Source organism: Achromobacter sp. (assembly GCF_050285585.1).
Classification (GTDB): Bacteria; Pseudomonadota; Gammaproteobacteria; order Burkholderiales; family Burkholderiaceae_B; genus Achromobacter.
Genome location: NZ_JBLZXF010000018.1, coordinates 38866 through 64278, shown reverse-complemented (window position 1 = coordinate 64278; position 25413 = coordinate 38866). Strand labels below are relative to the sequence as shown.

Below are 25413 nucleotides of genomic sequence, written 5' to 3'. Positions count from 1 at the left end.
GGCGCCGGCCGGAAGAAGGCGGGGCGGGGGGATCAGGGCTTGCCGGGCGGGGAGTCGGGGCCTGAGGGCGTCTGCTCCTCGGCCTGGATGTGCTTGCCCAGCCACAGCGACTGCCCGATCACGAAGACCACCATCAGGCCCATCAGGCCGAAGGCCTTGAAGCTGACCCACTGCGACTCGGTGAAGTGGCCGGAAAACGCCACGTAGAGATTGAGGGCGCCCGCGATCAGGAAGAATGCGGCCCACACCAGGTTCAGCCGTTCCCAGGCCGCATCCGGCAGCTGGATCTGCTTTTCCATCAGGCGGCGGATCAGGTTGCGGCCGAACAGCAGGCGCGCGAAGACCAGGGCGCCGCCGAACAGCCAGTACAGCACCGTGGGCTTCCATTTGATGAAGACGTCGCTGTGCAGCCAGATCGTCGCGCCGCCGAACACCAGGATGACCGTGAGGTTGATCCAGTGCATGGCCTCGGTGGCGCGGCCGGTGGCCTTCAGCCAGATGATCTGCGCGACGGCCGCGGCCATGGCGACGCCCGTGGCGATGAAAATGTCCGTGTACCGGTAGGCGATGAAGAAAAGGAACAGCGGAAACAGGTCGAACAGAAACTTCTTCATTCAGTCTTCTACGGGTTCAAACGTCATCGACAGGGAGTTGATGCAGTAGCGCAGGCCGGTAGGCTCCGGGCCGTCGGGGAAGACGTGGCCCAGATGCGAGTCGCAGACGTTGCACAGCACTTCGGTGCGGACCATGCCGTGGCTGGTATCCCGTTCCTCGCGGACCTTTTCCGGGTCCAGCGGCTGGAAATAGCTGGGCCAGCCGCAGCCGGCGTCGAATTTGGTGTCGGACGCGAACAGCGCCGTGCCGCAGCCCACGCAGCGGTAGATGCCATGCGAGAACGTATTCCAGTAGCGCCCGGTGAATGCGCGTTCCGTACCCTTTTCGCGGGCGACGACGTATTCTTCGGGGGAAAGCTGGGCACGCCATTCGGCGTCGGATTTGCGTACTTTGTCCATATGAGCTCTTGGAGTCCCGATGCCCGAAATGGTTCGGGCATAATCCCGCCCCATGTTAATCGAGTTTGACCAGGCGGTTGTATCGACGCCCCAGGCGGAAGTGTTGCGCGGGGTGAGCGCGACGCTGGCCGAGCGCCGCGTCGGCATCGTCGGCCCCAATGGCGCCGGCAAGAGCACGCTGGCGCGCCTGGTCAACGGGCTGGTGCTGCCTTCCTCGGGCAGCGTGCGGGTAGGCGGGCTGGATACCCGGCAAGACCTGAAGGCGGTGCGCCGGCAGGTCGGCTTCGTTTTCCAGAACCCCGAAAACCAGATCGTCTTCCCCATTGTGCGCGAAGATCTGGCGTTCGGCCTGAAGCACCTGGCGCCCGACCGCCGGCAGCGCGAGGCCCGCATCGAGGCGCAGCTGGGCAGCCTGGGGGTGGGGCACCTCGCCGACCGGACCAGCCACACCCTGTCGGGCGGCGAACGCCAATTGGTGGCGCTGGCGGCGGTGCTGGTCATGGAGCCCGGGCTCATCGTGTTCGACGAGCCCACCACCCAGCTGGACCTGCGCAACCGCAACCGGGTGCGCGAGGCCATCGCCGGGCTGCCCCACGATGCCATCGTCGTCAGCCACGATCTGGAACTGCTGGAGGACTTCGACCGGGTGCTCGTCGTGCGGGACGGCAATATCGCGGCGGACGATGCTCCGGCCGCCGCCCTGCGCTGGTACCGGGAGCATTGCGCATGATGGAGCCCCTGTATGTGCCGGGCGGCACGCCGCTGCACCGCCTGCCTGCCTGGCTGAAGCTGCTGGCGCTGATCGCGGCGGGGGCGGGGCTTTTCCTGCTGCGCGACCCGCGCTGGCTGGCGCTGGCATGCCTGGCGGCCTGCCTGCTGGTCTGGTCCACGGGCGTGGCCGCGGCCGCGGTCTGGAGGCAGCTCAAGGGGCTCGTCTGGGTGTTGCTGGCCGTGGGCGCCTTCACCGCCTGGTTCCAGGGAGGGATGGCGGCGCTGGCCGTGCTGTTGCGCGTGGGGGCGCTGGTGGGGCTGGCGCTGGCCGTCACCCTGGCCACCCGCACATCCGACCTGATCGCGGTCTGCGAAACGGCGCTGATGCCGCTCCAGCGCGCCGGGCTGGTCGATGCCGGCAAGGTTGCGCTGGCGCTGGCGCTCGCCTTGCGCTTCGTGCCCGAGATCTGGCGCAACTTCCAGGAAATCCGCGAGGCGCAGGCGGCCCGCGGGCTCGGGGCCAATCCTGTCGCGCTCATCGTGCCTTTGATCGTGCTGACCCTGAAAAGGGCCCAGGAAGTCGCCGAAGCCATCGACGCGCGCAGCGCCTGAACACCATCCACCAGCAAGGGGAAAACCCATGAAATCCAGCAACACCGTGCTGATCGCGTTGTTCGCGGCGCTGATCGTCGTCCTCAGTTTGATCCCGCCCATCCCGCTGCCTGCCATTCCGGTGCCCATCACGCTGCAGACCCTGGGGGCCATGCTGGCGGGCGCCATGCTGGGGCCCGCGCGGGGCGCGCTGGCCTGCCTGCTGTACCTGGCGCTGGCGGCCATCGGCCTGCCCGTGCTGCCGGGCGGGCGGGGCGGGTTGGGCGCGTTTCTCGGCCCGACCGGCGGTTTTCTCGTGGGCCTGGTGGCGGGCGCCTTCGTGACGGGCTGGCTGGCCCGCCGGCTGGCCGCAAGGGCCTCCGGCGCGGCCCAGATCGCCGGCTACGCGGCCGCCTGCGTCATTGGCGGCATTGCCGTGGTGTACGCCTTCGGCGTGCCCTGGCTGGCCACGGTCGCCAAGATGGAACTTGCGAAGGCCGCGCTGGCGGTGGCGGTGTTCGTGCCCGGCGATCTGGTCAAGGCATTGGTCGCCGCGTGGGTGGCGTCCAGGGTGGAGCGCGTGTGGCCCATGGTGGGGCGCTGAGGCGGGCGCCCTGGGGCAAGGGAATCCCCCAACTGACGCGCTACGCGCTTTTCTAGTACAAGTTCGCCATTAACGAATGCGTTTGCTGAAACGTGTTTCTTTAGCACATCAGGGATTTACCGGAGTTGCGCGTAGTCATCTGATACTGTTTTAACCCTATAATATTTTTTTCTGTATAACTTTAACTAGGCTCGCTTAGCCTCTGTCGAGGCGCCTCTGAGCCACCACAGGAGACAAAAATATGCGCAAGCACTTCGGCTTGTCCGCGGCGGCTGCCGCTGTTGCCCTGACCTTGCCGCTTCTGGCAAGCGCGCAGGTCAAGGTCGGCGTGACGGTGGCCAGCACCGGCCCCGCCGCGTCGCTGGGTATTCCCGAGCGCAACACCGTGGCGCTCCTGCCCAAGGAAGTGGCCGGCCAGAAGATCGAATGGATCGTCCTGGACGACGCCACCGATACCACGCAAGCCGTCAAGAACTCGCGCAAGCTGGCTTCCGACGACAAGGTCGACGTGCTGATCGGCACTTCCGTCACGCCGGGCTCGCTGGCCATGGTCGACGTGGCCGCGGAAGCCAAGGTCCCGATGATCAGCGTGGCCGCCAGCGCCAAGATCGTCGAACCCGTGGACGAGAAGCGCCGCTGGGTCTTCAAGACTCCGCAGAACGACGCGCTGATGGCGGGCGCCCTGGCTGACGCCATGGCCAAGTCCAAGGTCAAGACGCTGGGCTTCATCGGCTTCGCCGACGCCTACGGCGACGGCTGGCTCGACGTGATGCAGAAGGCCGCCAAGGCCAAGGGCATCGAGATCGTCGCGGTCGAAAAATACAGCCGCACCGACACCAGCGTCACCGGCCAGGTGCTGAAGCTCGTCGGCGCGAAGCCCGACGCCATCCTGATCGCCGGCGCCGGCACCCCGTCCGCGCTGCCGCAGAAGGAACTGAAGGCCCGCAACTACGGCGGCACCATCTACCAGACGCACGGCGCCGCCAACAACGACGTCCTGCGCGTTTGCGGCAAGGATTGCGACGGCATGCTCCTGCCTGCCGGCCCGCTGCTGGTCGCGGCCCAGCTCCCGGACAGCAACCCGGTCAAGAAATCGGCCCTGGCTTACGTGGAAGCCTACGAAAAGGCCAACGGCGCGGGCTCCACCAACACGTTCGGCGGCCATATGTGGGACGCCGGCCAGTTGGTCGTGGCCGCGCTGCCGGTGGCGCTGAAGTCGGGCGCCAAGCCGGGCACGCCGGAATTCCGCGCCGCCATGCGCGACGCCCTGGAAGGCGTGAAGGATCTCGCCGCCTCGCAAGGCGTGTTCAATATGTCGCCGACCGACCATGCCGGCTTTGACGAGCGCTCGCGCGTCATCGTCAAGGTGGAAGGCGGCAAGTGGGTCTACCAGCCCAACCTGTAAATCCACGGGATCGCCCGATCCACGGGTGCACAATGCGGCGGCGCCGGCAAGGCGCACGTCCGCGGCACCCGGGCAATGCTTCGCACCGGCCTTTCCGGCCGGTGTGTCGTATCAGTGCCCCGGACGCGGCCGGGGGCACCAAGAAACCACAAGGTAGTTGTTAGATGGATTCCTCAATTGCGCTAATCCTGCTGCAAGACGGTGTCGTCAACGGCGCCATCTATGCCCTCCTGGGCATGGCCCTGGTGCTGGTATTCGCCGTCACGCGCGTCATTTTCATTCCCCAGGGCGAGTTCGTGGCGTTCGGCGCCCTGACCCTGGCGATGCTGGTGGATGGCAAGGTGCCCGGCACCGCCTACCTGCTGCCGCTGCTGGGCATCGTGTGCCTGGCGCTCGAACTGCTGCGCGCGCTGCGCACCCGCAGCGCCGCCGGCCTGCCCAAAGCCCTGGTGACCTGCGTGGCCCTGCCGCTGGCGCTGCTCTGGCTTACCGTTACCTATGCCGCGCCTGGCAATTCGCTGTGGCTGAACATGCTGCTGACGCTGTTGCTGGTGATCCCGATGGGCCCGATGGTCTATCGCATCGTCTACCAGCCGCTGGCCGAAGCCACCGTGCTGGTCCTGCTGATCGTTTCCGTGGCGGTGCACTTCGCGCTGACCGGCCTGGCCCTGGTGTTCTTCGGCGCCGAAGGCTGGCGCACGCCGGCGTTCGTCAGCGGGCAAGTCGACCTGGGCTTCACCACCTGGTCCGCGCAAAGCCTGTTCGTGGTCGCGACCTGCGCCATCCTGATCCTGGGCCTGTGGCTGTTCTTCGGCAAGACGCTCTACGGCCGGGCCCTGCGCGCCACGGCGGTCAACCGCCGCGGCGCCCGGCTTGTGGGGATCAGCACCACTATGTCCGGCAGCCTGACCTTCACGCTGGCGGTCGCCATCGGCGCCATGTCCGGCATGCTGATCGCGCCCATCACCACGGTCTACTACGACACCGGTTTCCTGATCGGCCTGAAGGGCTTCGTGGGCGCCATCATCGGCGGCCTGGCCAGTTACCCCGTGGCGGCCGCGGGCTCGCTGCTGGTGGGCGTGCTGGAAGCGTTCTCGTCCTTCTGGGCCAGCGCATACAAGGAAGTCATCGTCTTCACCCTGATTATCCCGGTTCTGGTCTGGCGTTCGTTCAGCACCCATCACGTGGACGAAGAGGAATAAACGTCATGAACCGCATTCTGCTTGCCGTCTTCATCGTCGTCCTGGCGGGCCTGCCGATGCTGTCGGCCACGCCCGAGTTCTGGGTGACGCAACTCAACTACATCGGGCTGGCCAGCCTGGTCGTGCTCGGGCTGGTGCTGCTGACCGGCGTGGGCGGTCTGACCTCGTTCGGCCAGGCGGCGTTCGTGGGGCTGGGCGCCTACACCACCGCCTACCTGACCACGCAGTACGACGTATCGCCCTGGCTGGCCCTGCCGGCCGGGCTGGTCCTGACCGCCGTGGTGGCCTACCTGCTGGGCGCCATCACGCTGCGCCTGTCGGGCCATTACCTGCCGCTGGGCACCATCGCCTGGGGCCTGTCGCTGTACTTCCTGTTCGGCAATATCGACTGGCTGGGCAAGCACGACGGCATCGCCGGCATCGAGCCCATCAGCATCTTCGGCGTTTCCCTGGCCAGCGGCCGCCACATCTACTACCTGATCTGGGTATTCGTGCTGCTGGCGCTGTGGGCGACCCGCAACCTGCTGAACTCGCGTCCCGGCCGCGCCATCCGCGCGCTGAAGAGCGGCGCCGGCATGGCCGAGTCCATGGGCGTGAACACGGCTGCCTACAAGGTCGTGATCTTCGTCTGGGCGGCGCTGCTGGCCTGCGTGTCGGGCTGGCTGTACGCGCACATGCAGCGCGCCGTCAGCCCCAGCCCCTTCGGCATCAATTACGGCATCGAATACCTGTTCATGGCCGTGGTGGGCGGGGCGGGCTACGTCTGGGGCGCCTTGCTGGGCTCCAGCGTCATCCTGGTGCTGAAGGACCAGTTGCAGAACCTCCTGCCCAAGCTGCTGGATACCAACGCCAACTTCGAGATGATCGTTTTCGGCGTGCTGCTGATCCTGATGCTGCAATACGCCCGCAACGGCCTGTGGCCCATCCTGGCCGGCTGGTGGGAGAGCATGACGGGCGCCGACGGCTCGCGCCGCAACCTGGCTCCGCCCGCGCAAGCGCCGGCGCTGCCCACGCGCGCGCGTCCGCAGGCCGGCCAGGTGGTGCTGGAAGTGGATGCCATCCGCAAGGAGTTCGGCGGCCTGGTCGCCGTCAACGACATCTCCTTCAAGGTGAGCTCCGGCGAAATCATGGGCCTGATCGGCCCGAACGGCGCCGGCAAGAGCACGACCTTCAACCTGATCAGCGGCGTGCTGCCGGTCACGCGGGGCAAGGTCACCTTCATGGGCGAGCGCATCGACAACCGCTCGGCGCGCGAGATCGCCAAGCTGGGCGTCGGCCGCACCTTCCAGCACGTGCAGCTGCTGCCCAGCATGACCGTGCTGGAGAACGTGGCGCTGGGCGCGCACCTGCGCTCCGACGTCGGCGTCCTGGCGGGCGCCCTGCATTCGGACCGGGCGCGCGAAGCGCAGTTGCTGCACGAGGCCGCCGAGCAGATCAAGCGCGTGGGCCTGGGCGAATACCTGTACGAACAGGCGGGCAACCTGGCGCTGGGCCAGCAGCGCATCCTGGAAATCGCGCGCGCGCTGGCCGCCGACCCGATGCTGCTGTTGCTGGACGAACCCGCCGCCGGCCTGCGCTACAAGGAAAAGCAAGACCTCGCCCGCGTGCTGGAGCAACTGCGCGCCGAGGGTATGAGCATTCTGCTCGTCGAACACGATATGGATTTTGTGATGCGCCTGACCAACCACCTGGTGGTGATGGATTTCGGCACCAAGCTCGCCGAAGGCGTGCCGGCCGACGTGCAAAAGAACCCGGCGGTGCTGGAAGCCTATCTGGGCGGCATCGACGACGACCTGCCCGAAGCGGACCAGGCCAAGCCCGTGTCGGCAGGAGGCGTGTGATGAGCGCGACGCAATCCCCCGTTCTTGAAGTCAGCAAGCTGTCGGCCCGCTACGGCAAGGTCGGCGCGCTGGTGGGCGCCACGCTCACCGTGCCCGCCGGCAGCATCGTTACGGTGATCGGCGCCAACGGCGCCGGCAAATCCACCATGCTGAACGCGATCATGGGTTCCTTGCCGCATACCGGCCATGCGGCCGGCGCGGTGCAATACGCGGGAACCGACGTATCGGGCTGGCAGGTGGAGCGCCGCGTCGCGGCCGGCATGTCGCTGGTGCCCGAACGCCGCGAACTGTTCGGCACCATGTCGGTGGAAGACAACCTGCTGCTGGGCGGCTTCCGCCGTTACCGCGCCCGCGAGAGCGGCTGGCGCGACACGCTGAACGAAGTCTTCGATCTGTTCCCGCGGCTGCGCGAGCGGCGCGGCCAGCAGGCCGGCACGCTGTCGGGAGGCGAGCGCCAGATGCTGGCTGTCGGCCGCGCGCTGATGGCCAAGCCCAACCTGCTGATGCTGGACGAGCCCAGCCTGGGGTTGGCTCCGCGGATCGTGCGCGAGATCTTCCACATCATCGCCCGCCTGCGCGAAACCGGCGTGGCGATCCTGCTCGTCGAGCAGAACGCGCGCGCGGCGCTGCAAGTGGCGGACTACGGCTATGTGCTGGAAACCGGCGAGGTCATCCTGCACGGTCCGGCGCGCGAACTGGCCGGCGACCCGAAGGTCATCGAAAGCTACCTGGGCCTGGGCAAGGGCGGCGAGCAGGCCGAACAGGCCGGGCAGGCCTGAGGCGGCGGGGACGCCACAGCGGCGTCCCCGCCCGCATCTCCTTCACGCGCGGGCTTCAGGCCCGCGCGATCCATTCCATCACCGTTTCCTCTTCCATCGCGGGATCGGAGGTGGACGGCTTGCCCGTTTCCACCCGGCCGGCGAACCGCCGCAGGAAGGCGGGATCTTCCGCCAGGCTCACCGCGAAGTCATACCAGCCGCCGTTGTCGTCCAGCGGCCAGGCGTAGACGGCCTCTAGGCCGGCTTCGAGGGTCTGCGTCGCCGAGGGCCGCCCGTAGGCCTGGTCTTCGATCGTGAACGTACAGGCCTGCGAGCCGGCATTGCGGACGGAAAGGCGCAACCGCGCGCCGCCGCCGTCGTGGCGGGCGCGGACCTCCAGGCCGTGTTGCGCGGGCGCGGTCAGGCGGCCCGCGCAATGGCGGTGAAAGCCGTTGGGGCCCAGTACCCAAAGATCGTAGCGGCCGGCGTCCGCGCCGGCGTCCCAGACGCCCGACAACTGCTTGCCCGCTTCCACCGTATAGCGGCGCGGCCCGCGCTCGAGATGCAGCCGGTCATAGACATGCAGGACCGCGCCGGCGCTGCCGGTGTTGTCGAAATGCAGGGTGACGTGCTGGCCCGCGGCGGCGGCGTTCGCCTGCAGCGCATAGGGCAGGGCCCGCGACGGCCGCGTGCCGGCCTCCTGCCGCGCGGCGCCGGGCCTGGCGGGCGCGGGCGGCGTGACCGTGCCGGGCAGGGCGGCCGCCCGCTCGGCGGCGCGCGCGGTGGGCGGCAGGCCGCGCAGCATGTCTGCATCGTTGGGCGTGGCGAAGTTGAAAATCGAGGTCAGGTCGCCGCAGACCGCCCTGCGCCACGGTGAAATGTTCGGCTCCGTCACGCCGAAACGCCGCTCGATGAAGCGCAGCACCGACGTGTGGTCGAACACCTCGGAATTGACCCAGCCGCCGCGTGTCCAGGGCGACAGCACGTACATGGGCACGCGCGGCCCCAGCCCGTAAACGCCATGCCGGTGCGCGGGGGTATCGTCCTTTTCGACGCCGGTGACGATCTCGTGATATTCCCCGGCCGTATCGACGGTGGAGGCGCCGGCCAGCGCGCCGGAGGAATCGCGCGAAGGCGGCGCGGGCGGCGGCACGTGATCGAAGAACCCGTCGTTCTCGTCGAACATCAGCAGCAGGACCGTCTTGCTCCATACCTCGGGGTTGGCGGTCAGCGCGTCCAGCATCCGCGCGGTGTAATCCGCGCCCTGCGCCGGGCTGGAGGGGCTGGGATGCTCGGAGCCGGCCTTGGTGGCGCAGATCCAGGACACCTGCGGCAGCTTGCCGTCCAGCACGTCCTGGCGCAGCAGGTCCAGGCCGCGCGTGGTCAGGGCCTTTTCCTTCAGCGCGGCAAGCGAACCGGGCACGCCGCGGTAGGCGTCGCGGTAGGCCTTGAAGCCCGCGGTGGGGTTGAGCGAATAGTTGTCCGCCATGTCCTGGTAGATGCGCCAGCTGACGCCGGCCGCTTCCAGCCGTTCCGGGTACGTGGTCCAGGTGTAGCCGCCGGCCGGATCGCCGCCCGACTGTTTGTTGTAAAGATTGCCCAGCGCGGGGCCGTTGCCCCGGCCCAGGCCGTCATTGGTGCCGGTCCACAGGAACAGCCGGTTGGTGTTGGTGCCGCCGGTGAACGAACAGTGGTAGGCATCGCACACGGTGAATGCGCGCGCCATGGCGTACTGGAAGGGCATGTCGCCTTCCGTGAAGTAGGCCATGGAATGGTTTTTCTTGGCGGCCGGCCACGTGCCCATGCGGCCGGCGTCCCAGGCCGCCTGTGCGTTCGACCAGGTGTGCGGCGTGCTGGCTATGCGCATGTACTCGGCCACTTTGCGGGTGTCCGCGTGGAAGGGCAGGACGGTGCGCGGCCCTTCGCCGGCCTGGTCGTTGTATTGCGCCCAGACGGTGCGGTGCGCGCGCTCGGGGCTGTCGGGCACGGGGATGGGGAAGCGGTCGCCGAAGCCGCGCACGCCCGCCAATCCGCCGAAATAATGGTCGAACGAGCGGTTCTCCTGCATGAAGACCACGATGTGCTCCACGTCGCGGATCGTGCCGGTGCGGCGGGCGGCCGGAATCGCGAACGCGCGGCGCAGCGGCGCCGGCATCAGGGCCAGGGCGCTGCCCGCGGCGGCGAGCGTCGCGCTGTTTCGGAGGAAGTCGCGGCGGGTGGGCATGGAATTCCTCCGGGTGGATGCGGGACGGCTTGCGGTTGCCTACCTGCCCGACGGCCAGCGGCCGCCGAGCGCCTGCGTGGCCGAAGCAGCGGCCTCCTGGGCCAGCTTCGACATTTTCTTGACGGCGGCGGGGGAGAAGCGCTCTTTCGGGCCGGACAGGGAAATGGCGCCGCAGATGTCGTCGTCGGGGCCGAACACCGGGCTGGCCACGGCGGCGCAGTTGGGGTCGCGCTCGCCCATGGAAGTCAGGACCAGGCCGGCCTGGGCGGGGGCCTGTCCATCGATCAGGTAAGCGGTGATCAGCTTGCCCGCGGCCCCCTTGTCCAGCGGCAGCAGATCGCCCACGCGAATGCGGTCCAGCGTGGAATGATGGGAGTCCACGCGCAGCAGGCACACGCGCGATTGCGCGTCGTGGTAGACGTGGAACGACGCGCTTTCCGTTCCCTTGTCCACCAGCCCCTGCAGCAGGGGGAGAATGGTTTCCGTCAGGCGGTAGGTGGCCTCATAGGCCCGCCCCAGCTGATGGGCATACGGGCCCAGCGCGTAGCGCCCGTCGGCGCGGCGCACCACCAGGGCTGCCTTTTCAAGCGATGCGATAAGCCGCAAGAGCGTGCTCTTGTAGAACCCCGTGGCCCGGGAAAGGTCGGCAAGCGTGATGGGATCGGTGCGTTGCGCGATGGCCCCGATGATTGCCAGGGCGCGTTCGACGGCGGCGACGCCGTCGGTGGAATTGTCCTGAGTGGGGGTACGGCTCATTGGAATGATAAGGGGTGATTTTGCGGGGGTTCCCTACTCCGCGTCGATCACCCGGCTGATGACCGGGAAATAACGGTTGCCATGTCCCTGGGCCAGCGCCGCATCGAACCAGACATCCACGTTGCGGGCGCCAAGCGCTTGCACGCCGGTCTGTTCCGCCAGGGCCAATGCATAGCGCAGGTCTTTGCGGGCGTAGTCCACCGGGAAGGCTTTTTCGGGAAAATTCCCAGGCAGAATAGCCTTTAAGCCGTGGTTGCGCAACGCGAAGCTATCGGCCGATCCGCGGGTGAAGGTCTCCAGCACGACTTGCGGATCCACCCCGGAACGGCGGGCGATGGCGCGGGCCTCGGACAGGGCGACCACCGTCTCGAACAGCACCATATTGTTCAGGATCTTCACCACCTGGCCGCTGCCGATGGGGCCGCAATGGGTGATTTCGTTGGCGAAGGTGGAGACCAGGGGCTTGACCGCCGCGAAGCTCGATTCAGCGCCGCCGATCATGACGGACAGGGTGCCGGCTTCCGCGGCGGCGCGAGTGCGTGCCACGGGGGCGTCGATGAAGGTCGCTCCCTTCGCCTCGAACTCGCGCGCCAGTTCGCGGGTGACGTCCACCGGCGAAGTGCTCAGGTCCACGATCAGCTGGCCCGCGCGCGCATTCGCCAACAGGCCGTCGGCGGCGCGCGATAGCTGCGCGACGATCTCTCCGGACGGCAGGGACAGGAACACCACTTCGCACTGCTGCATGATCTGCGCGCTGGTCGCCGCCGTCACGCCATGCGGCGCCAGGCGCAGCAAGGGCGCGGGGTCGGTGTCGCAGCCCAGCACCGGCAATCCGCTTTTGACGGCGAGGTTGCGGCATATCGGTTCGCCCATGACGCCCAGGCCAATGAAGCCGACGCGTTGAAATTCAGCCATTTAAGTAGTCTCCGAGAGGAATGTAGGGGGCCGCAGGCGCGGCCGGGAATGGAATGGGGGGGGCCGCGGCTACATGCCGAAGTAGACGCCCTTGGATTGCTGGTAGAGCCGCAGTCCGCTCACGCCCTTTTCGCGGCCGATTCCGCTTTGCTTGAAGCCACCGAAAGGGGTGGAGATCGACAGCTGCTTGTAGGTGTTGATCCACACGCTGCCCGCTTCGAGGCGGCCCGCCACGCGCCACGCGCGGCGGTAGTCGGCCGTCCAGATGCCGGAGGCCAGCCCGTAGGCGCTGTCGTTCGCCTGTTCGATCAGATCTTCCTCGTCGTCGAACGTCAGCGCGCACAGCACGGGCCCGAAGATTTCCTCGCGCACGGCTTGCGCATCGCGCGAGAGCCCGCCCAGCACGGTAGGCCGGTAGAACGCGCCCGCGGCCAGGCCGGCGCCGTCGGGCCGTTCGCCGCCGGTCAGCACCTGCGCGCCTTCGCGCCGGGCGGATTCCACCATGCTCTCGATCTTGCCGCGATGGGCGAATGAGGCGATCGGCCCCATCTGCGCGCCCTCGGCATCGGGCAGGTCGACCTTCAGCTGGGCCGCTCGGGCCACCAGTTTCGCGATGAAGGATTCGGCGATGCCGCGTTGAACGTAGAGCCGAGAGCCGGCCACGCACGATTGCCCGCTGCCCTCGAAAATGCCGCCGATGACCCCTTCGATGGCCGCATCCTGGTCCGCGTCCGCGAACACGATGTGCGGCGACTTTCCGCCAAGCTCCAGGGCGACCGGCATGAGTTTTTCAGCGGCGGCATGCGCGATGGCGCGGCCGCTGCCGGTTCCGCCGGTGAACGACACCATGCGCACGCCCGGGTGCTCGACGAGACGGCGGCCCACGGTCGATCCCAGTCCGGTAACGACGTTGAGGATGCCGGGGGGCAGGCCGGCCTCGAGCGCGATGCGGCCGAGCACCAGGGCGGGGGAGGATGTGACCTCGGAAGGCTTGAGGATCACGGCATTGCCCGCGGCCAGGGCGGGAGCGACCTTCTGCGCTTCCATCGTAAGCGGAGAATTCCACGGCGTGATGGCCACGATGACGCCATACGGTTCGTAGCGCGTCATCGAAAGATAGTTGCCGCGCGGCGGTGTCACTTCCGCCTCCAGCGTTTCGCAGACGCCGGCGTAGTAGCGGAAAGTGGCGGCGGCGCTGGCGACCTGGGCCTTGCACTCTGCCCACACCTTGCCGTTTTCGATCATCTGCAAGCGCGCGAGCACGGATGCATTGGCGTCCATGCCGTCCGCGATGCGGCGCAGGATCGCCGCGCGCTGATGCGGCAGCATGTTGCGCCAGGCCGGCTGGCGCTGGGCCTGCCACGCCGCGTCGACGGCCTGGTCCACCTGGGCGTCGGACGCCGCGCTGATGAGGTAGTTGCGCGCGCCGGTGGCGGGGTTGATGGATTCGAACGCGTTGGAGTCCTGCGCGATCCATTGCCCGCCTATCAGCATGGATTTCAGGGTGTCCGGTGTGTCGGCCATGATGCTCTGCTCCTCTCTTGGTGGCATTTCCCGGATGGATCGCGGGTTCCCGGAAAACACCTGGTCATTGACATGTCTGGTTTGAAAAAATATAAAATAGAATAAGCGTTCTGTCTACTGGAACGATAATAAGTAGGTCCAAACCGAACACAAGAGGAGACATTCCGATGCGATGCAATTGGTTGCGCGCCCTGGCTTGCGCCGCGGTGCTGTTATCCGGAGCGGCACAGGCCGGCCCGTATCCCGAAAAGCCGGTGACGATGGTGGTGCCCTATCCGGCCGGCGGAGCCACCGACGTGGTGGCGCGCGCCGTGGCCGAGAAACTGACGCAGTCGTGGGGGCAGACGGTCATCGTCGAAAACCGCGCCGGCGCGGGAACGACGATCGGGGCCAGCGCGGTGGCGCGCGCGCAGGGCGACGGCTATACGCTGTTCATGACCACGTCGGCGCACACCATCAGCGGCCACCTCTACACCAAGCTCAACTACGATCCCGTCAAGGACTTCGCGCCGATCACGCTGGTCACCAAGGTGCCGCTGGTACTGGTCGTCAACCCATCGGTCCCCGCCAAGAACCTGCAAGAGTTCCTGGCCTATCTGAAGAAGGACGGCGCGGCGGTCAATTTCGCCTCGCCGGGCAACGGCACGGCGCAGCACCTGAGCGGCGAGCTGTTCAAGATCGCCACGCAGTCCGCCATTACCCACGTGCCCTACCGCGGCGATGCGCCCGCCTTTACCGATCTGGCCGGCGGCCAGGTGCAGATGATGCTGGCGACGATCACGTCGGCGCTGCCTTTGATCCAGTCCGGCAAGCTGCGCGCGCTGGCCGTCGCCAATGGCAAGCGCGTGCCGGCGCTGCGCGACGTGCCCACGTTCGCGGAAGCCGGCATGCCCGGCTTCGAGGCGGCGACCTGGTTCGGGCTGCTGGCGCCCTCGTCGCTGCCGCCGGCCCAGGCGCGGCGCATCTACGAGGACGTGTCGAAGATCGTGGCCACGCCGGAGATGCAGGCGCGGATCGAAGGACTGGGAGGAGAGGTCGTCAACAGCACGCCCGAGGCCTTCGCCGCCTTCATGGCTCAAGAGCAGGAGAAGTGGGGGCAGGCCGTCAAGGCTTCGGGCGCCGTCGCGGCGCAATGACCAAGACCGGCCCGTAGTGCCGCGCCCATGCAGCGCGGAGCACGGCGCCGGGATTCAATGGAGGAGACACATCATGCAAGCATCGAAACTGCTGGCCGCGGGGGTATTCGCCCTGTCCGCGATCGTTCCCCTGGCGGCGGGAGCCGCAGGGTATCCCAGCGCACCCGTGAAGCTCGTCGTCGGGTTCAGTCCCGGAAGCACCATCGATACCGTGGCGCGCATCATGGGGGACGCGCTGTCCACCAGGATGGGACAGCCGTTCGTGGTCGAGAACAGGACGGGCGCGAACGGCATGATCGCCGCGCGCGCCGTGATGCAGGCCAAGCCGGACGGCTACACGATCCTGGTCAGCAACTCCAGCTCGATCACGGTCAATCCGCTGCTCTACAAGGATCTCCAGTACGACCCCTTGAAAGACTTCGCGCCGGTGACGACCGTGGTGTCGGTGCCGTTCATTCTCACGATCAATGCCGAGAATCCGCGCGTGTCGGGCGTGCACGACGTCAAGTCGCTCGTCGAACTGGCGCGCCGCAATCCGAACACCATCAGCTACGGGTCGGCCGGCAACGGCAATCTGATGCACCTGGCCGGCGCGCAGCTTGCCACGATGTCGGGGGTGCAGATGCTGCACGTGCCCTACCGCGGCGCCGCGCCCATGGAGGCCGGCCTGATGTCCAAAGAGGTCGACTTCGGCTTCGACACGCTTTCCGGGGTGCCGCTGATCAAGTCGGGGAAGCTCAAGGCGCTCGCCGTCTCCACGGCCGAACGCTGGCACGACCTGCCGGACGTGCCCTCGGTGGCGGAGGTGGGGTACCCGGGGTTCGATATCTCGTTCTGGGTCGGCGTCTTCGCGCCGGCGGGCACGCCGCCCGAGGTGGTCGAGCGCCTGAACAAGGAAATCGCGCTGGCGGCCGAGGATCCCGCCGTGCGCGCCCGCCTGGCGCTGCAAGGCAATCCGTCCACGCAGCCGTCCCCGCAAGCCTTCCGCAAGAAGATCGAGGACGAGCTCAAGCAGAACGAGGCGCTCATCAAGCGCGCCAATATCAAGATCGATTGAGTTCGCGGCCGGTTCCGGATCGGCCGCGGGCAGGAGGGAGAGAAAAGTGTCTTGGGAAAAGGAACTGAGGGAATTGGCGCTGCGCAAGGAGCTGGCGGCGCGGATGGGAGGCGAGGAAAAGGTGCGCCGCCACCGCGAGGGCGGCAAGCTGCCGGTGCGGGAGCGCATTGCGAAGATGGTAGACCCCGACTCGTTCCGCGAGGTCGGCGCGCTGGCGGGCAGCGGGACCTATGACGGGCAGGGCAGGTTGACGGACCTGACTCCGTCCAACCTGCTGATCGGCCGCGCGCGGGTGCAGGGGCGGCCGGTGGTCGTTGCCGCCGACGATTTCACCGTGCGGGGCGGCGCGAACGACGGCGCGGTCGGCGACAAGCTGGTCGAGGCCGAGCGCATGGCGCAGGATCTCCGCTTGCCGTTGCTGCGGATGGTCGATGGCACCGGGGGCGGGGGATCCGTGCGCAACATCGAGATCAAAGGCCACACGCTGCTGCCAAAGCTGCGCATGTGGCCGTTGATGGCGCAGAACCTGGCCACGGTTCCGGTCGTGTCGCTGGCGCTTGGATCGGTGGCGGGCCTGGGCGCCGCCCGCGTGGCGGCCAGCCACTATTCGGTCATGGTGCGGGACACCTCGCAATTGTTCATCGCCGGGCCTCCCGTCGTGGCGCGCCTGGGCCAGAAGCTGGAGAAGAACGAACTTGGCGGCAGCGATATCCATACCCGCAACGGCGTCGTGGACGACGAAGCCGACACGGAAGAGGCCGCGTTCGCGATGGCGCGCCGCTTCCTATCCTATCTGCCCCGGTCGGTGCACGAACTCGCGCCGCGCGGCGAGCCGGGCCAGGGCGCGGCGGACCAGGAATGGCTGCGCGCCGCCGTGCCGGCCGATACGCGGGCCGTCTACAAGATGCGGCCCATCGTCGAGGCGCTCGTGGATCAGGGCTCGTTCATGGAGATCGGCCGGCGCTGGGGCCGGGCCGTGATCACCGGGCTGGCCCGCATCGACGGGTGGCCCGTGGTGGTGTTCGCCAGCGATCCCTATCACTACGGCGGCGGCTGGGACGGCCCGGCCGCCGAGAAGTTCACGCGCCTCCTGGACCTCGCGGAGACGTTCCATCTTCCCGTCGTCAATCTGGTGGACGTCCCGGGGTTCCAGATCGGCCTGCAGGCCGAGAAGACCGGCGCCATGCGCTATGGCGTGCGCGCGCTTACCGCCGTGGCGCAGTCGACCGTGCCCTGGTGCTCGATCATCGTGCGCAAGGCCTTCGGCGTGGCCGCCGGGGGGCACCAGAGCGCGGGGCGCTTCAATTTCCGCTATGCGTGGCCGTCGGCGCAATGGGGGTCGCTGCCCGTGGAGGGCGGGCTGGAGGTGGCCTACAAGGCCGAGATCGAGGCCGCCGCCGATCCTGAAGCCAAGATGGCCGAGATCGAGGCGCGCGTGCGGAGCCTGACCTCGCCATTCCGCAGCGCCGAGGCGTTCGTCGTCGAGGACATCATCGATCCCGCCGCCACCCGCGAAGCGCTGGAGGAGTTCGTCTCGCTGACCGCGCCGCTGCGGGAAACGGGGCCGCGCGCCTTCGGCTACCGCCCTTGATCCGCCGATATGGAACCCTGACATGAAACGAGTGATCGTCGCCAATCGCGGGGCCGTCGCCCGCCGCGTCATCCGCGCCCTGCGCGGGCTCGGCATCGAATCCGTCGCCGTCTATTCCGAGGCCGACCGGGACCTGCCCTATCTGAAGGAGGCGGACCTCGCGATTCCCATCGGCCCGGCGCCCGCCTCGCAAAGCTACCTCGACCAGGCGGCCTTGCTGCGGGTTGCCTCGGAGGCGGACGCCGATGCGCTGCATCCGGGCTATGGCTTCCTGTCCGAGAACGCGGAATTCGCCGAAGCCGTCGAGAGCGCGGGCATGGTCTTTGTCGGACCGTCGCCGCGCTGGATACGCATGCTGGGCCACAAGACCCAGGCACGCGACGCCATGCGCGCGCTGGGTATGCCCATGGCGCCCAGCAGTCCGGTGCTGGGCGCGGATCCGGACGCAGTGAAGCGCGCCGCCGCGGTCCTGGGCTATCCGGTGCTGATCAAGCCCGCGACCGGCGGGGGCGGCATCGGCATGATTCCGCTGCAGGGGCCGGAAGAGGTCGAAGCCGCATGGGCCAGGGCGCGGGTGATCGCCGAACGCAGTTTCGGCGGCTCCGACCTCTATCTGGAAAAGCTCCTGCGCAACCCGCGCCACGTGGAGTTCCAGTTTCTGGCGGACCGCTATGGAAAGGTGCGCAGTATCTTCGAGCGCGACTGCTCCATCCAGCGCCGGCACCAGAAAGTGCTGGAAGAGGCGCCGGCGCCGGGCCTGGACCGTGCCGCGCTGCGGGACATGGCGCAGCGCCTGGAGGGAATGCTGTCGAACCTCGGATACGACGTGATCGGCACCGTCGAGATGCTGTACACGCCCGAGTCCGGCTTCTCGTTCCTGGAGGTCAACACGCGTCTGCAGGTCGAGCACGCCGTGACGGAGGAGGTGACGGGTATCGATCTGGTCGCCGCGCAGCTGCGGCTGGCGGCGGGCGAGCCGATGCGGGACGTCCTGCCCGAACCTCCGCTCCTGGACGGGCACGCGGTGGAGGCGCGTGTCTATGCCGAAGACCCGGTCCGCTTCCTCCCCTCGCCGGGAGTGCTGCGCGAGTTCGGCCTGCCGGCCCTGCCGGGCGTGCGGATCGAAACGGGCTACGCCGAGGGGTGCTGGGTCTCCAGTCATTACGACCCGATGCTGGCCAAGGTGATCGCGCGCGGCGAGAGCCGCGAGCAGGCGCTCGATCTGCTGAAGGCGGCGCTGGAGCAATGCCGGATCGAAGGCCTGAAAACCAATATTCCCTTCGTCCTGCGCGTGCTGGACGATCCCGAATTCCGTGCGCGGCGGGTTTCCACCGGCCTGGCGGAACGCATTCTCGAAGGCGCGCGGGTGGCCGCGCAAGCCGCTTAACTCTGGGAGACGACGATGTTCAAAGTGGAAACGCCCGTGGTGGGCCGGGTTGTGGCGGTAACGGTCAGCCCTGGCCAGCGAGTGGAGGCCGGCGATAGCGTCGCCAAAGTGGAATCGATGAAGATGGAGATTCCGGTCGAGGCCGAACGCGCCGGCACGGTGGCTCGCGTGCTGGTCGCGGAAGGAGACGAAGTGGCCGAAGGCCAGATCGTCGTCGAACTGGAGTGAGGCGGCGATGCTGATAGAAACCGAAAGGCTCGAATCCGGCCGCGTCGCCCTGCTGCGATTGAACCATCCACCGGTCAACAGCCTGGGCGCGGATTTGCGGACGCAGTTGCATGCCGCGATCCAGTCCGCCCTGGAAGACGGCGCCGTGCAGGCGATCGTGCTGGCGGGAGACGGTGATTTCTTTTGCTGCGGGGCGGACATCCGGGAATTCAATACGCCGCTTTCCGGGCGCGAGCCCACGCTGAGGACGCTCATCGAACTGATAGAGCGGGCCGCCAAGCCGGTGGTGGCGGCAATTCATGGCGCCGCGCTGGGCGGCGGCCTGGAGCTGGCGCTGGCCTGCCACTACCGAGTGGCCGGAACGGGCGCGTCGCTGGGCCTGCCGGAGGTGAAGCTGGGAGTGCTGCCCGGGGCGGGAGGCACGCAGCGCCTGCCGCGCCTCGTGGGCGTCGCGCACGCGCTCGACATGATCGCGGGCGGCGACGCCATCGACGCCGTGACGGCGGCGCAATGGGGCCTGGTCGACGAGGTCTGCGCCGGCGAATTGCGCTCCGCGGCCGCGGCCTGCGCGTTGCGGGCCGCGGGCCGCCCCTTGGCCGATCGCGTCGTGGGGGCGAGAACGGTGGCGGCGCCGGAGGACGCGCGCGTATATGAACGTGCGCGCGCGCAGGCCGCCCGCCGTTACCGTGGCTGCGAGGCGCCCCTGGCTTGCGTGGACTGTGTCGAGCGCGCCGCCAGCGCCAGCCTGTCCGAAGGCCTGGCCTACGAGCGCGAGAGATTTCTCGGACTGGTCAACGGCGACCAGTCCAAGGCCTTGCGCCATCTGTTCTTCGCCGAGCGCGCCGCGTTCAAGCTGCCGGCCGGATGGCGGGCCGAATCGTCCATTGCGAAGGTCGGCGTGGTGGGCGCCGGCACCATGGGCGCAGGCATCGCGATGAGCCTGGCCAACGCGGGCCTGGACGTGGTGCTGGTCGAGCGCGACGCCGAGGCGCTCGAGCGCGGCTGGGCGGTCATACGCCGGAACTATGCGGCGACGGCAGCCAAGGGCCGGCTGACGGCGGACCAAGTGGCCGAACGCGAGAGCCGCATCCGCCGCAGCCTGGCGTTCGAGGCGCTCGCCGACGTCGACCTGGCGATCGAGGCGGCTTTCGAAGACATGGCGGTCAAGCGCCAGATCTTCGTGACGCTTGATGAGATCTGTCCGCCGCGAGCGATCCTGGCATCCAACACCTCGCGCCTCGACATCGACGAGATCGCCGCCTGCACCCGGCGGCCGGCGCGCGTGCTGGGCACCCATTTCTTCAGTCCGGCAAACATCATGCGCCTGCTGGAAGTCGTCCAGGGCCGCGAGACCGATGGGGCGGTGATCGCCGCCGTGTTCCGCCTGGCTCGCAGGATGGGAAAGCTGCCCGTACTGGTGGGGGTATGCGACGGCTTCGTCGGCAACCGGATGGTGACGCCCTATACCCGGGAGGCGCATTTCCTGCTGGAGGAGGGCGCGACGCCCGCGCAGGTGGACGGCGCGCTGCAGCGCTTTGGCCTGGCGATGGGGCCATTGCGCATGGCGGACATGGCTGGCCTGGATATCAGTTGGGCGTTTCGCAAGCGCACGGCGCCTGCCCGGCCGGCCCATCAACGCTATTCGCGGGTGGCGGACCAACTGTGCGAGCAGGGCCGCTTCGGCCAGAAGTCCGGCAGGGGGTTCTACCGGTACGAGACCGGCAGCCGCGATCCTGTGGAAGACCCGGAGGTCCTGGCGCTCATCGCGGTCTGCGCGGCGCGGGATGGCATCGAGCGGCGGACGGTGACGGACGAGGAAATCGTGCAGCGGACGATGTACGCCCTGGTCAACGAAGCCGCGCGGATCCTGGAGGAGGGGGTGGCGCGCCGGGCGTCGGATATCGACGTGATCTACGTCAACGGCTATGGCTTTCCTGCGTTTCGGGGCGGCCCTCTGTTCTATGCCGACCGGCAGGGGCTGCCCGCCGTGCTGGACGCGATCAGGGGGTTTCACGCACGGCACGGCGATCTGTGGCAGCCCGCGCCTTTGCTGGAGCAGCTCGTGGCGAGCGGACGTTCGTTCGCCGACCTGTGAGCGGAAGCGGGGCGCCTTGCCGCGCCCGCTTGAAAAAACAATGAGGAGATGAGCATGGAAACAGGAAAGGTGGAGCCCGCGGCTTGCGGCCCGCAAGAACAGTATTTCTCGGCCCTGGCCGACGGATGCTTCCGGATACAGCGCTGCGAGGGCTGCGGCCAGCACCAGTTTTTCCCCCGCGTGCTGTGCGTGCACTGCGGCGCGACGGCGCTCTCGTGGATCGAGCCGGCGGGCACCGGCACGGTCTATTCGGTCAGCCTGGTGCGGCGCAAGCCCGACGCGGGCGGGGACTACAACGTGGCATTGATCGATCTCGACGAGGGCGTCCGGCTGATGAGCCGGATCGACGAGGTTCCCCTGGACCGCCTGCGCATCGGGATGCGCGTGCGGGCCCGCGTGTCGCGCGAAGGCGAGCGCGCGCTGGTGGCGTTCGCTCCTGCGGAGGCCGCATGATGTCGCTGGATTCTTTGCGCGGCAAGGTCGCGATTGCGGGGGTGGGCCATGCCGGGCTGGGCGAGGCCCACGGCTACACCGAGATGGAGGTGCTGGCGCAGGCGGCGGTCCGGGCCGTGGAGGATGCCGGGCTGACCATGCGGGATATCGACGGGCTGGCGACGTGCAGCGCTTCGGCCACGATGTGGAGCATGCCGGTCGCCGAGTATCTGGGGATCCGCCCGAGCTACATCGAGGCCACCATGCTGGGCGGTTCCAGCTTCGTTGCCCACCTGCTGCCTTCGGTGATGGCCCTGGTGTCGGGCCAATGCAATGCGGTGCTGGTCTGCTACGGCAGCACGCAGAAGACCGCCACGTTCGGCAGGAAGGAGGGCGTGAAGGCCCGCAGCCTGCTGGATCCGCAACCTTTCGAACACCCGTATTCACCGATGCAGCCGGTGACCTCCTACGCGCTGGCCGCGGCCCGGCACATGCACCAGTACGGCACGACCCGGGAACAGTTGGCCGAGGTGGCGGTGGCGGCCCGCGCATGGGCCAGGCTGAATCCCGAAGCGGCCATGCGCGATCCGCTGTCTATCGACGACGTGTTGCGCTCGCGCCCGGTTTCCGATCCGCTGACGGTGCGGGATTGCTGCCTGGTGAGCGACGGCGGCGGCGCCTACGTGATGGTTAGGGCCGACCGCGCCCGCCACTTGAAGCAGGCCCCCGTGTACGTGCTGGGCAACGCCACCGCGGTCTGGAACCGGCAGATCTCTTCCATGGCGGATCTGACGGTGACCGCCGCCGTGGAGTCGGGCAAGCGCGCGCTGGACATGGCGGGCGTGACGGTCCGTGACGTGGACGTGGCGGAGCTCTATGACGCCTTCACCATCAATACCCTGCTGTTCCTGGAGGATCTCGGCTTTTGCCGGAAAGGGGAAGGCGGCGCGTTCGTGCAGGGGGGCGGCATCGCGCCCGGCGGGCGCCTGCCCGTGAACACGAACGGAGGAGGGCTGTCCTGCGTCCATCCCGGGATGTACGGGATCTTCCTCGTCATCGAGGCAGTCAGGCAGTTGCGCGCGCAGGCCGGCGAACGCCAGGTGAGCGGCGCGGAGATCGCGCTCGTCCACGGCAACGGTGGCACGCTGTCCAGCCAATCCACCGCGGTGCTGGGCAGCGCGTCCACGCGCTGAGCCGGGATCCTCAACGTCTGGGAGCAAATCATGCTGGACAAAACAGTCGACTCGCTGGAAGCGGCGGTGGCGGGCGTGCCGGATGGCGCGGTGATCCTGATCGGCGGCTTCGGCGCCTCGGGCGTGCCGACGGAACTGATATGCGCGCTGCTCGATCAGGGCGCGCGCGAACTGACCATCGTCAACAACAACGCGGGCAACGGCAAGCGGGGCCTGAGCCAGTTGGTGGAGGCGGGGCGCGTGCGCAAGATGATCTGTTCCTTCGCCCGCTCATCGGACCGCAAGAATCCGAACGCCGCCGCGTTCGCGGAGGCCTATCGCGCGGGCAAGGTCGAGCTCGAGTGTGTTCCGCAGGGCACGATGGCCGAGCGCATGCGCGCCGCCGGCGCGGGCCTGGGGCCGTTCTTCACGCCGACCGCCTATGGCACGCCGCTCGCCAAGGGCAAGGAAACCCGCGTGATCGATGGCGTGGGCTACGTTCTGGAGACGCCGTTGAAGGGGGATTTCGCCTTCGTCAAGGCATTGCGGGCGGATCGCTGGGGAAACCTGGTGTACCGCTATGCCGGGCGGAACTTCGCGCCCGTCATGTGCATGGCCGCCACCACGACGGTGGCGCAGGCGGGCGAAATCGTGAGCCTGGGAAGCATTCCTCCCGAGCACGTCATGACGCCGGGAATTTTCGTCAAACGGGTGGTTCAGGGGGGAGACGGGCATGGCATTTGAAAAACTGTCGAGGCAGCAGATTGCGAACCTGGTCGCCTCGGATATTCCGGACGGCGCCTACGTCAATCTCGGTATCGGCATACCGACGCTGGTATCGGCCTTTCTGCCGGCGGACCGGGACGTGATCCTGCACACCGAGAACGGCATCGTGGGCATGGGGCCCGGCGCCCCCGGCGCGCCCTTGGACCTGGACCTGATCAACGCCAGCAAGGAGGCCGTGACCCTGGTTCCCGGCGCATCGATCACGGATCACGTGGTGTCGTTCGCCATGATGCGGGGAGGCCACCTCGACCTCACCGTGCTGGGCGCTTTCCAGGTGTCCGAGCGCGGCGACCTGGCGAACTGGGATACGGGGGCTCCCGACACCATACCGGCCGTGGGCGGCGCCATGGACCTCGTCGCGGGCGCGCGCCAGGTCTACATCACCATGGAGCACGTCGCCAAGGACGGGCAAGCCAAGATCGTCCGCGAGTGCACCTATCCCCTCACGGGGGCGGGCGTGGTGGACCGCATCTATACCGACCTGGCGATCATCGACGTGCTGCCGGAAGGGCTGCGGGTGACCGGGATGGTCGCGGGCTTGGGCTTCGATGCCCTGCAGGCCGTGACCGGCTGTCCGTTGGCGCTTGCCCCCGATTGCCGGATTCTCTAGCGCGAATCGGCCAAGTCCTTGATGCGCCGTGTTGACACGGAAAGTTTTCGATCGATAGAATGTTCTTACAGAAAGAATTAACGTTCTGCTGAAAAGAACAATCAAAAAGAGGGAGACACAATGGAAGTCCCATTCCTTCCCGGTGAAGAGGGCCGCGGCGCGCAACTGGCCGGCCGTTTCCGCCGCCTGGCGCCGTCGTTTTCCCGAGCCAGGGCCGTCCACCTGGACATGCTGGTGAGGTTCGGCGAGCATCCCGTGCTGGTGCGCGTCCGGGACGGGCGCGTGGATTCGGCGGAAACGCCGTCCACGCCGCTTCCATCCTGCGATTTCTCGCTGCGCGCCTCTGAGGAGGCCTGGTTGCGGTTCTGGCAGGCGGTGCCGGCCGCCGGCTGGCACGATATCTTCGCGCTCGGCAAGCGGCGGGCGCTCTCCATCGAAGGCAATCTGCAGCCGCTGATGGCGCACCTGCAATACGTCAAGGATCTGCTGGCGGTGGGCCGGGAGGCGCAAGCATGACGGCCGTCCTGGAACCCATCGTCGGGCGCTACGTGTCGTTCGACATCGCCGGCAGGACCTGCCGCGTCTATTTCGAAGAGGCCGGCAGCGGCATCCCGCTGGTCTGCCTGCACACGGCGGGCGCCGACAGCAGGCAGTACCGGCACATGATGTGCGATCCCGACATCACGTCGCGGTACCGCGTCATCGCCTTCGATCTGCCTTGGCACGGCAAGTCCTACCCTCCGGAAGGCTGGCAGGACGAGGAATACCGCTTGTCGACCGAACGCTACGTCGAGACCATCCTGGCCTTCTGCGACGCGCTGGCCCTGGACCGCCCCGCGCTGATCGGCTGCTCGATCGGCGGCCGCATCGTGCTGCAGCTCGCGCATCGGCACGGGGCGCGCTTCCGGGCCCTGATCGGCGTGGAAGCGGCCGATTTCCAGGAACCCTGGTACGACACGAGCTGGCTGCACCGGGGCGACGTGCACGGCGGCGAGGTCTGCGCCGCCCTGGTCTCGGGCCTCGTCGCGCCGCAATCGCCGGCCGTGCATCGCCACGAGACGCTGTGGCAGTACATGCAGGGCGGGCCTGGCGTGTTCCGCGGCGATCTGTACTTCTATCGCGTGGACGGCGACCTGCGCGGCCGCCTCGACGGCATACGCACGGAACAGTGCCCGCTGTATCTGCTGACGGGCGAATACGACTTTTCCTGCACACCCGAGGACACCTTGCGGACAGCCGCCGGCATCCCCGGCGCGCAGGTCACGATCATGCGCGAATTGGGCCATTTCCCGATGAGCGAGAACCCGCGGCAGTTCCGTGGCTATGTGCTGCCGGTCCTGGACGCCATCGCCCGCCAGTAGGGCGGTCACAACAG

The 25413-nt window shown here is 67.9% G+C and carries 25 protein-coding genes; 19 read left to right on the top strand and 6 right to left on the bottom strand.

The window, feature by feature from the left end; translation table 11 throughout:
- Nucleotides 1–32: 32 nt before the first annotated feature.
- Nucleotides 33–614, bottom strand: a complete 582-nt coding sequence (locus ACN6PJ_RS21040; protein WP_427997749.1) for a septation protein A — start codon at nt 612–614, stop codon at nt 33–35.
- Nucleotides 615–1013 (bottom strand): peptide-methionine (R)-S-oxide reductase MsrB, encoded by a 399-nt coding sequence (gene msrB, locus ACN6PJ_RS21035; protein WP_427997748.1) that lies wholly within the window; start codon nt 1011–1013, stop codon nt 615–617.
- A gap of 52 nt (nt 1014–1065) precedes the next feature.
- Here msrB and ACN6PJ_RS21030 point away from each other — a divergent pair, with 52 nt between their 5' ends.
- From ACN6PJ_RS21030 to ACN6PJ_RS21000, 7 genes are all read left to right on the top strand, one after another.
- Entirely contained in the window at nt 1066–1743 is a 678-nt protein-coding gene (locus ACN6PJ_RS21030; RefSeq protein ID WP_427997747.1) for an energy-coupling factor ABC transporter ATP-binding protein, read from the top strand.
- On the top strand, nt 1740–2336 hold the full coding sequence (locus ACN6PJ_RS21025; RefSeq protein ID WP_427997746.1) for an energy-coupling factor transporter transmembrane component T family protein: 597 nt from the start codon (nt 1740–1742) through the stop codon (nt 2334–2336). Before ACN6PJ_RS21030 ends, ACN6PJ_RS21025 begins: the two co-directional genes overlap by 4 nt.
- Before the next feature lie 28 nt (nt 2337–2364).
- Complete coding sequence (locus ACN6PJ_RS21020; protein WP_427997745.1) at nt 2365–2919, top strand: biotin transporter BioY; 555 nt, start codon at nt 2365–2367, stop codon at nt 2917–2919.
- A 241-nt stretch (nt 2920–3160) separates the two neighbouring features.
- Nucleotides 3161–4324 (top strand): ABC transporter substrate-binding protein, encoded by a 1164-nt coding sequence (locus ACN6PJ_RS21015; protein WP_427997744.1) that lies wholly within the window; start codon nt 3161–3163, stop codon nt 4322–4324.
- 164 nt (nt 4325–4488) lie between these two features.
- A complete protein-coding gene (locus ACN6PJ_RS21010; protein ID WP_427997743.1) occupies nt 4489–5526 on the top strand; it encodes a branched-chain amino acid ABC transporter permease in 1038 nt (345 codons plus the stop codon).
- Nucleotides 5527–5531: 5 nt separating this feature from the next.
- Nucleotides 5532–7367: an ABC transporter permease subunit gene (locus ACN6PJ_RS21005; protein ID WP_427997742.1), complete on the top strand. Its 1836-nt coding sequence runs from the start codon at nt 5532–5534 to the stop codon at nt 7365–7367.
- Nucleotides 7367–8146 carry an ABC transporter ATP-binding protein gene (locus tag ACN6PJ_RS21000; RefSeq protein WP_427997741.1) on the top strand — a complete coding sequence of 260 codons (780 nt, stop codon included), beginning with the start codon at nt 7367–7369 and terminating at the stop codon, nt 8144–8146. Before ACN6PJ_RS21005 ends, ACN6PJ_RS21000 begins: the two co-directional genes overlap by 1 nt.
- Before the next feature lie 55 nt (nt 8147–8201).
- On the opposite strand, the gene ACN6PJ_RS20995 is transcribed toward ACN6PJ_RS21000, so the two are convergent.
- The 4 genes from ACN6PJ_RS20995 to ACN6PJ_RS20980 all read right to left on the bottom strand — a co-directional run bounded on the left by ACN6PJ_RS20995 (nt 8202) and on the right by ACN6PJ_RS20980 (nt 13544).
- The gene (locus tag ACN6PJ_RS20995; RefSeq protein WP_427997740.1) at nt 8202–10349 is read right to left on the bottom strand and encodes a phosphocholine-specific phospholipase C; all 2148 of its coding nucleotides are present in this window, start codon (nt 10347–10349) and stop codon (nt 8202–8204) included.
- Nucleotides 10350–10388: 39 nt separating this feature from the next.
- Nucleotides 10389–11105 (bottom strand): IclR family transcriptional regulator, encoded by a 717-nt coding sequence (locus tag ACN6PJ_RS20990; protein ID WP_427997738.1) that lies wholly within the window; start codon nt 11103–11105, stop codon nt 10389–10391.
- Nucleotides 11106–11138: 33 nt separating this feature from the next.
- Nucleotides 11139–12020 carry an NAD(P)-dependent oxidoreductase gene (locus ACN6PJ_RS20985; RefSeq protein WP_427997737.1) on the bottom strand — a complete coding sequence of 294 codons (882 nt, stop codon included), beginning with the start codon at nt 12018–12020 and terminating at the stop codon, nt 11139–11141.
- Nucleotides 12021–12089: 69 nt separating this feature from the next.
- The gene (locus ACN6PJ_RS20980; RefSeq protein ID WP_427997736.1) at nt 12090–13544 is read right to left on the bottom strand and encodes an aldehyde dehydrogenase; all 1455 of its coding nucleotides are present in this window, start codon (nt 13542–13544) and stop codon (nt 12090–12092) included.
- Between the two features lie 167 nt (nt 13545–13711).
- Here ACN6PJ_RS20980 and ACN6PJ_RS20975 point away from each other — a divergent pair, with 167 nt between their 5' ends.
- The 12 genes from ACN6PJ_RS20975 to ACN6PJ_RS20920 all read left to right on the top strand — a co-directional run bounded on the left by ACN6PJ_RS20975 (nt 13712) and on the right by ACN6PJ_RS20920 (nt 25399).
- Entirely contained in the window at nt 13712–14680 is a 969-nt protein-coding gene (locus ACN6PJ_RS20975) for a Bug family tripartite tricarboxylate transporter substrate binding protein (protein ID WP_427997735.1), read from the top strand.
- 73 nt (nt 14681–14753) lie between these two features.
- Nucleotides 14754–15737: a Bug family tripartite tricarboxylate transporter substrate binding protein gene (locus ACN6PJ_RS20970; RefSeq protein ID WP_427997734.1), complete on the top strand. Its 984-nt coding sequence runs from the start codon at nt 14754–14756 to the stop codon at nt 15735–15737.
- A 46-nt stretch (nt 15738–15783) separates the two neighbouring features.
- Nucleotides 15784–17328, top strand: coding sequence for an acyl-CoA carboxylase subunit beta (locus tag ACN6PJ_RS20965; RefSeq protein WP_427997733.1), 1545 nt, complete (start codon nt 15784–15786; stop codon nt 17326–17328).
- A 22-nt stretch (nt 17329–17350) separates the two neighbouring features.
- Nucleotides 17351–18715, top strand: coding sequence for an acetyl-CoA carboxylase biotin carboxylase subunit (locus ACN6PJ_RS20960; RefSeq protein ID WP_427997732.1), 1365 nt, complete (start codon nt 17351–17353; stop codon nt 18713–18715).
- 15 nt (nt 18716–18730) lie between these two features.
- A complete protein-coding gene (locus ACN6PJ_RS20955) occupies nt 18731–18943 on the top strand; it encodes an acetyl-CoA carboxylase biotin carboxyl carrier protein subunit (protein WP_427997731.1) in 213 nt (70 codons plus the stop codon).
- Nucleotides 18944–18950: 7 nt separating this feature from the next.
- Nucleotides 18951–21038, top strand: a complete 2088-nt coding sequence (locus ACN6PJ_RS20950; RefSeq protein WP_427997730.1) for an FAD-dependent oxidoreductase — start codon at nt 18951–18953, stop codon at nt 21036–21038.
- 54 nt (nt 21039–21092) lie between these two features.
- On the top strand, nt 21093–21491 hold the full coding sequence (locus ACN6PJ_RS20945) for a Zn-ribbon domain-containing OB-fold protein (protein WP_427997729.1): 399 nt from the start codon (nt 21093–21095) through the stop codon (nt 21489–21491).
- On the top strand, nt 21491–22663 hold the full coding sequence (locus ACN6PJ_RS20940; protein ID WP_427997778.1) for a thiolase: 1173 nt from the start codon (nt 21491–21493) through the stop codon (nt 22661–22663). Before ACN6PJ_RS20945 ends, ACN6PJ_RS20940 begins: the two co-directional genes overlap by 1 nt.
- Before the next feature lie 30 nt (nt 22664–22693).
- On the top strand, nt 22694–23386 hold the full coding sequence (locus ACN6PJ_RS20935) for a 3-oxoacid CoA-transferase subunit A (RefSeq protein ID WP_427997728.1): 693 nt from the start codon (nt 22694–22696) through the stop codon (nt 23384–23386).
- A complete protein-coding gene (locus tag ACN6PJ_RS20930) occupies nt 23376–24038 on the top strand; it encodes a 3-oxoacid CoA-transferase subunit B (RefSeq protein ID WP_427997727.1) in 663 nt (220 codons plus the stop codon). Before ACN6PJ_RS20935 ends, ACN6PJ_RS20930 begins: the two co-directional genes overlap by 11 nt.
- A gap of 120 nt (nt 24039–24158) precedes the next feature.
- A complete protein-coding gene (locus ACN6PJ_RS20925) occupies nt 24159–24554 on the top strand; it encodes a hypothetical protein (protein WP_427997726.1) in 396 nt (131 codons plus the stop codon).
- Nucleotides 24551–25399 carry an alpha/beta fold hydrolase gene (locus ACN6PJ_RS20920; RefSeq protein WP_427997725.1) on the top strand — a complete coding sequence of 283 codons (849 nt, stop codon included), beginning with the start codon at nt 24551–24553 and terminating at the stop codon, nt 25397–25399. Before ACN6PJ_RS20925 ends, ACN6PJ_RS20920 begins: the two co-directional genes overlap by 4 nt.
- Nucleotides 25400–25413: the final 14 nt, after the last annotated feature.

Excerpts from the sequence above, each read along its gene's own strand:
- ACN6PJ_RS21040 (WP_427997749.1), bottom strand. The coding sequence starts at position 614 with ATGAAGAAGTTTCTGTTCGACCTGTTTCCGCTGTTCCTTTTCTTCATC.
- msrB (WP_427997748.1), bottom strand. The coding sequence starts at position 1,013 with ATGGACAAAGTACGCAAATCCGACGCCGAATGGCGTGCCCAGCTTTCC.
- ACN6PJ_RS21030 (WP_427997747.1), top strand. The coding sequence starts at position 1,066 with ATGTTAATCGAGTTTGACCAGGCGGTTGTATCGACGCCCCAGGCGGAA.
- ACN6PJ_RS21025 (WP_427997746.1), top strand. The coding sequence starts at position 1,740 with ATGATGGAGCCCCTGTATGTGCCGGGCGGCACGCCGCTGCACCGCCTG.
- ACN6PJ_RS21020 (WP_427997745.1), top strand. The coding sequence starts at position 2,365 with ATGAAATCCAGCAACACCGTGCTGATCGCGTTGTTCGCGGCGCTGATC.
- ACN6PJ_RS21015 (WP_427997744.1), top strand. The coding sequence starts at position 3,161 with ATGCGCAAGCACTTCGGCTTGTCCGCGGCGGCTGCCGCTGTTGCCCTG.
- ACN6PJ_RS21010 (WP_427997743.1), top strand. The coding sequence starts at position 4,489 with ATGGATTCCTCAATTGCGCTAATCCTGCTGCAAGACGGTGTCGTCAAC.
- ACN6PJ_RS21005 (WP_427997742.1), top strand. The coding sequence starts at position 5,532 with ATGAACCGCATTCTGCTTGCCGTCTTCATCGTCGTCCTGGCGGGCCTG.
- ACN6PJ_RS21000 (WP_427997741.1), top strand. The coding sequence starts at position 7,367 with ATGAGCGCGACGCAATCCCCCGTTCTTGAAGTCAGCAAGCTGTCGGCC.
- ACN6PJ_RS20995 (WP_427997740.1), bottom strand. The coding sequence starts at position 10,349 with ATGCCCACCCGCCGCGACTTCCTCCGAAACAGCGCGACGCTCGCCGCC.
- ACN6PJ_RS20990 (WP_427997738.1), bottom strand. The coding sequence starts at position 11,105 with ATGAGCCGTACCCCCACTCAGGACAATTCCACCGACGGCGTCGCCGCC.
- ACN6PJ_RS20985 (WP_427997737.1), bottom strand. The coding sequence starts at position 12,020 with ATGGCTGAATTTCAACGCGTCGGCTTCATTGGCCTGGGCGTCATGGGC.
- ACN6PJ_RS20980 (WP_427997736.1), bottom strand. The coding sequence starts at position 13,544 with ATGGCCGACACACCGGACACCCTGAAATCCATGCTGATAGGCGGGCAA.
- ACN6PJ_RS20975 (WP_427997735.1), top strand. The coding sequence starts at position 13,712 with ATGCGATGCAATTGGTTGCGCGCCCTGGCTTGCGCCGCGGTGCTGTTA.
- ACN6PJ_RS20970 (WP_427997734.1), top strand. The coding sequence starts at position 14,754 with ATGCAAGCATCGAAACTGCTGGCCGCGGGGGTATTCGCCCTGTCCGCG.
- ACN6PJ_RS20960 (WP_427997732.1), top strand. The coding sequence starts at position 17,351 with ATGAAACGAGTGATCGTCGCCAATCGCGGGGCCGTCGCCCGCCGCGTC.
- ACN6PJ_RS20955 (WP_427997731.1), top strand. The coding sequence starts at position 18,731 with ATGTTCAAAGTGGAAACGCCCGTGGTGGGCCGGGTTGTGGCGGTAACG.
- ACN6PJ_RS20950 (WP_427997730.1), top strand. The coding sequence starts at position 18,951 with ATGCTGATAGAAACCGAAAGGCTCGAATCCGGCCGCGTCGCCCTGCTG.
- ACN6PJ_RS20945 (WP_427997729.1), top strand. The coding sequence starts at position 21,093 with ATGGAAACAGGAAAGGTGGAGCCCGCGGCTTGCGGCCCGCAAGAACAG.
- ACN6PJ_RS20940 (WP_427997778.1), top strand. The coding sequence starts at position 21,491 with ATGTCGCTGGATTCTTTGCGCGGCAAGGTCGCGATTGCGGGGGTGGGC.
- ACN6PJ_RS20935 (WP_427997728.1), top strand. The coding sequence starts at position 22,694 with ATGCTGGACAAAACAGTCGACTCGCTGGAAGCGGCGGTGGCGGGCGTG.
- ACN6PJ_RS20930 (WP_427997727.1), top strand. The coding sequence starts at position 23,376 with ATGGCATTTGAAAAACTGTCGAGGCAGCAGATTGCGAACCTGGTCGCC.
- ACN6PJ_RS20925 (WP_427997726.1), top strand. The coding sequence starts at position 24,159 with ATGGAAGTCCCATTCCTTCCCGGTGAAGAGGGCCGCGGCGCGCAACTG.
- ACN6PJ_RS20920 (WP_427997725.1), top strand. The coding sequence starts at position 24,551 with ATGACGGCCGTCCTGGAACCCATCGTCGGGCGCTACGTGTCGTTCGAC.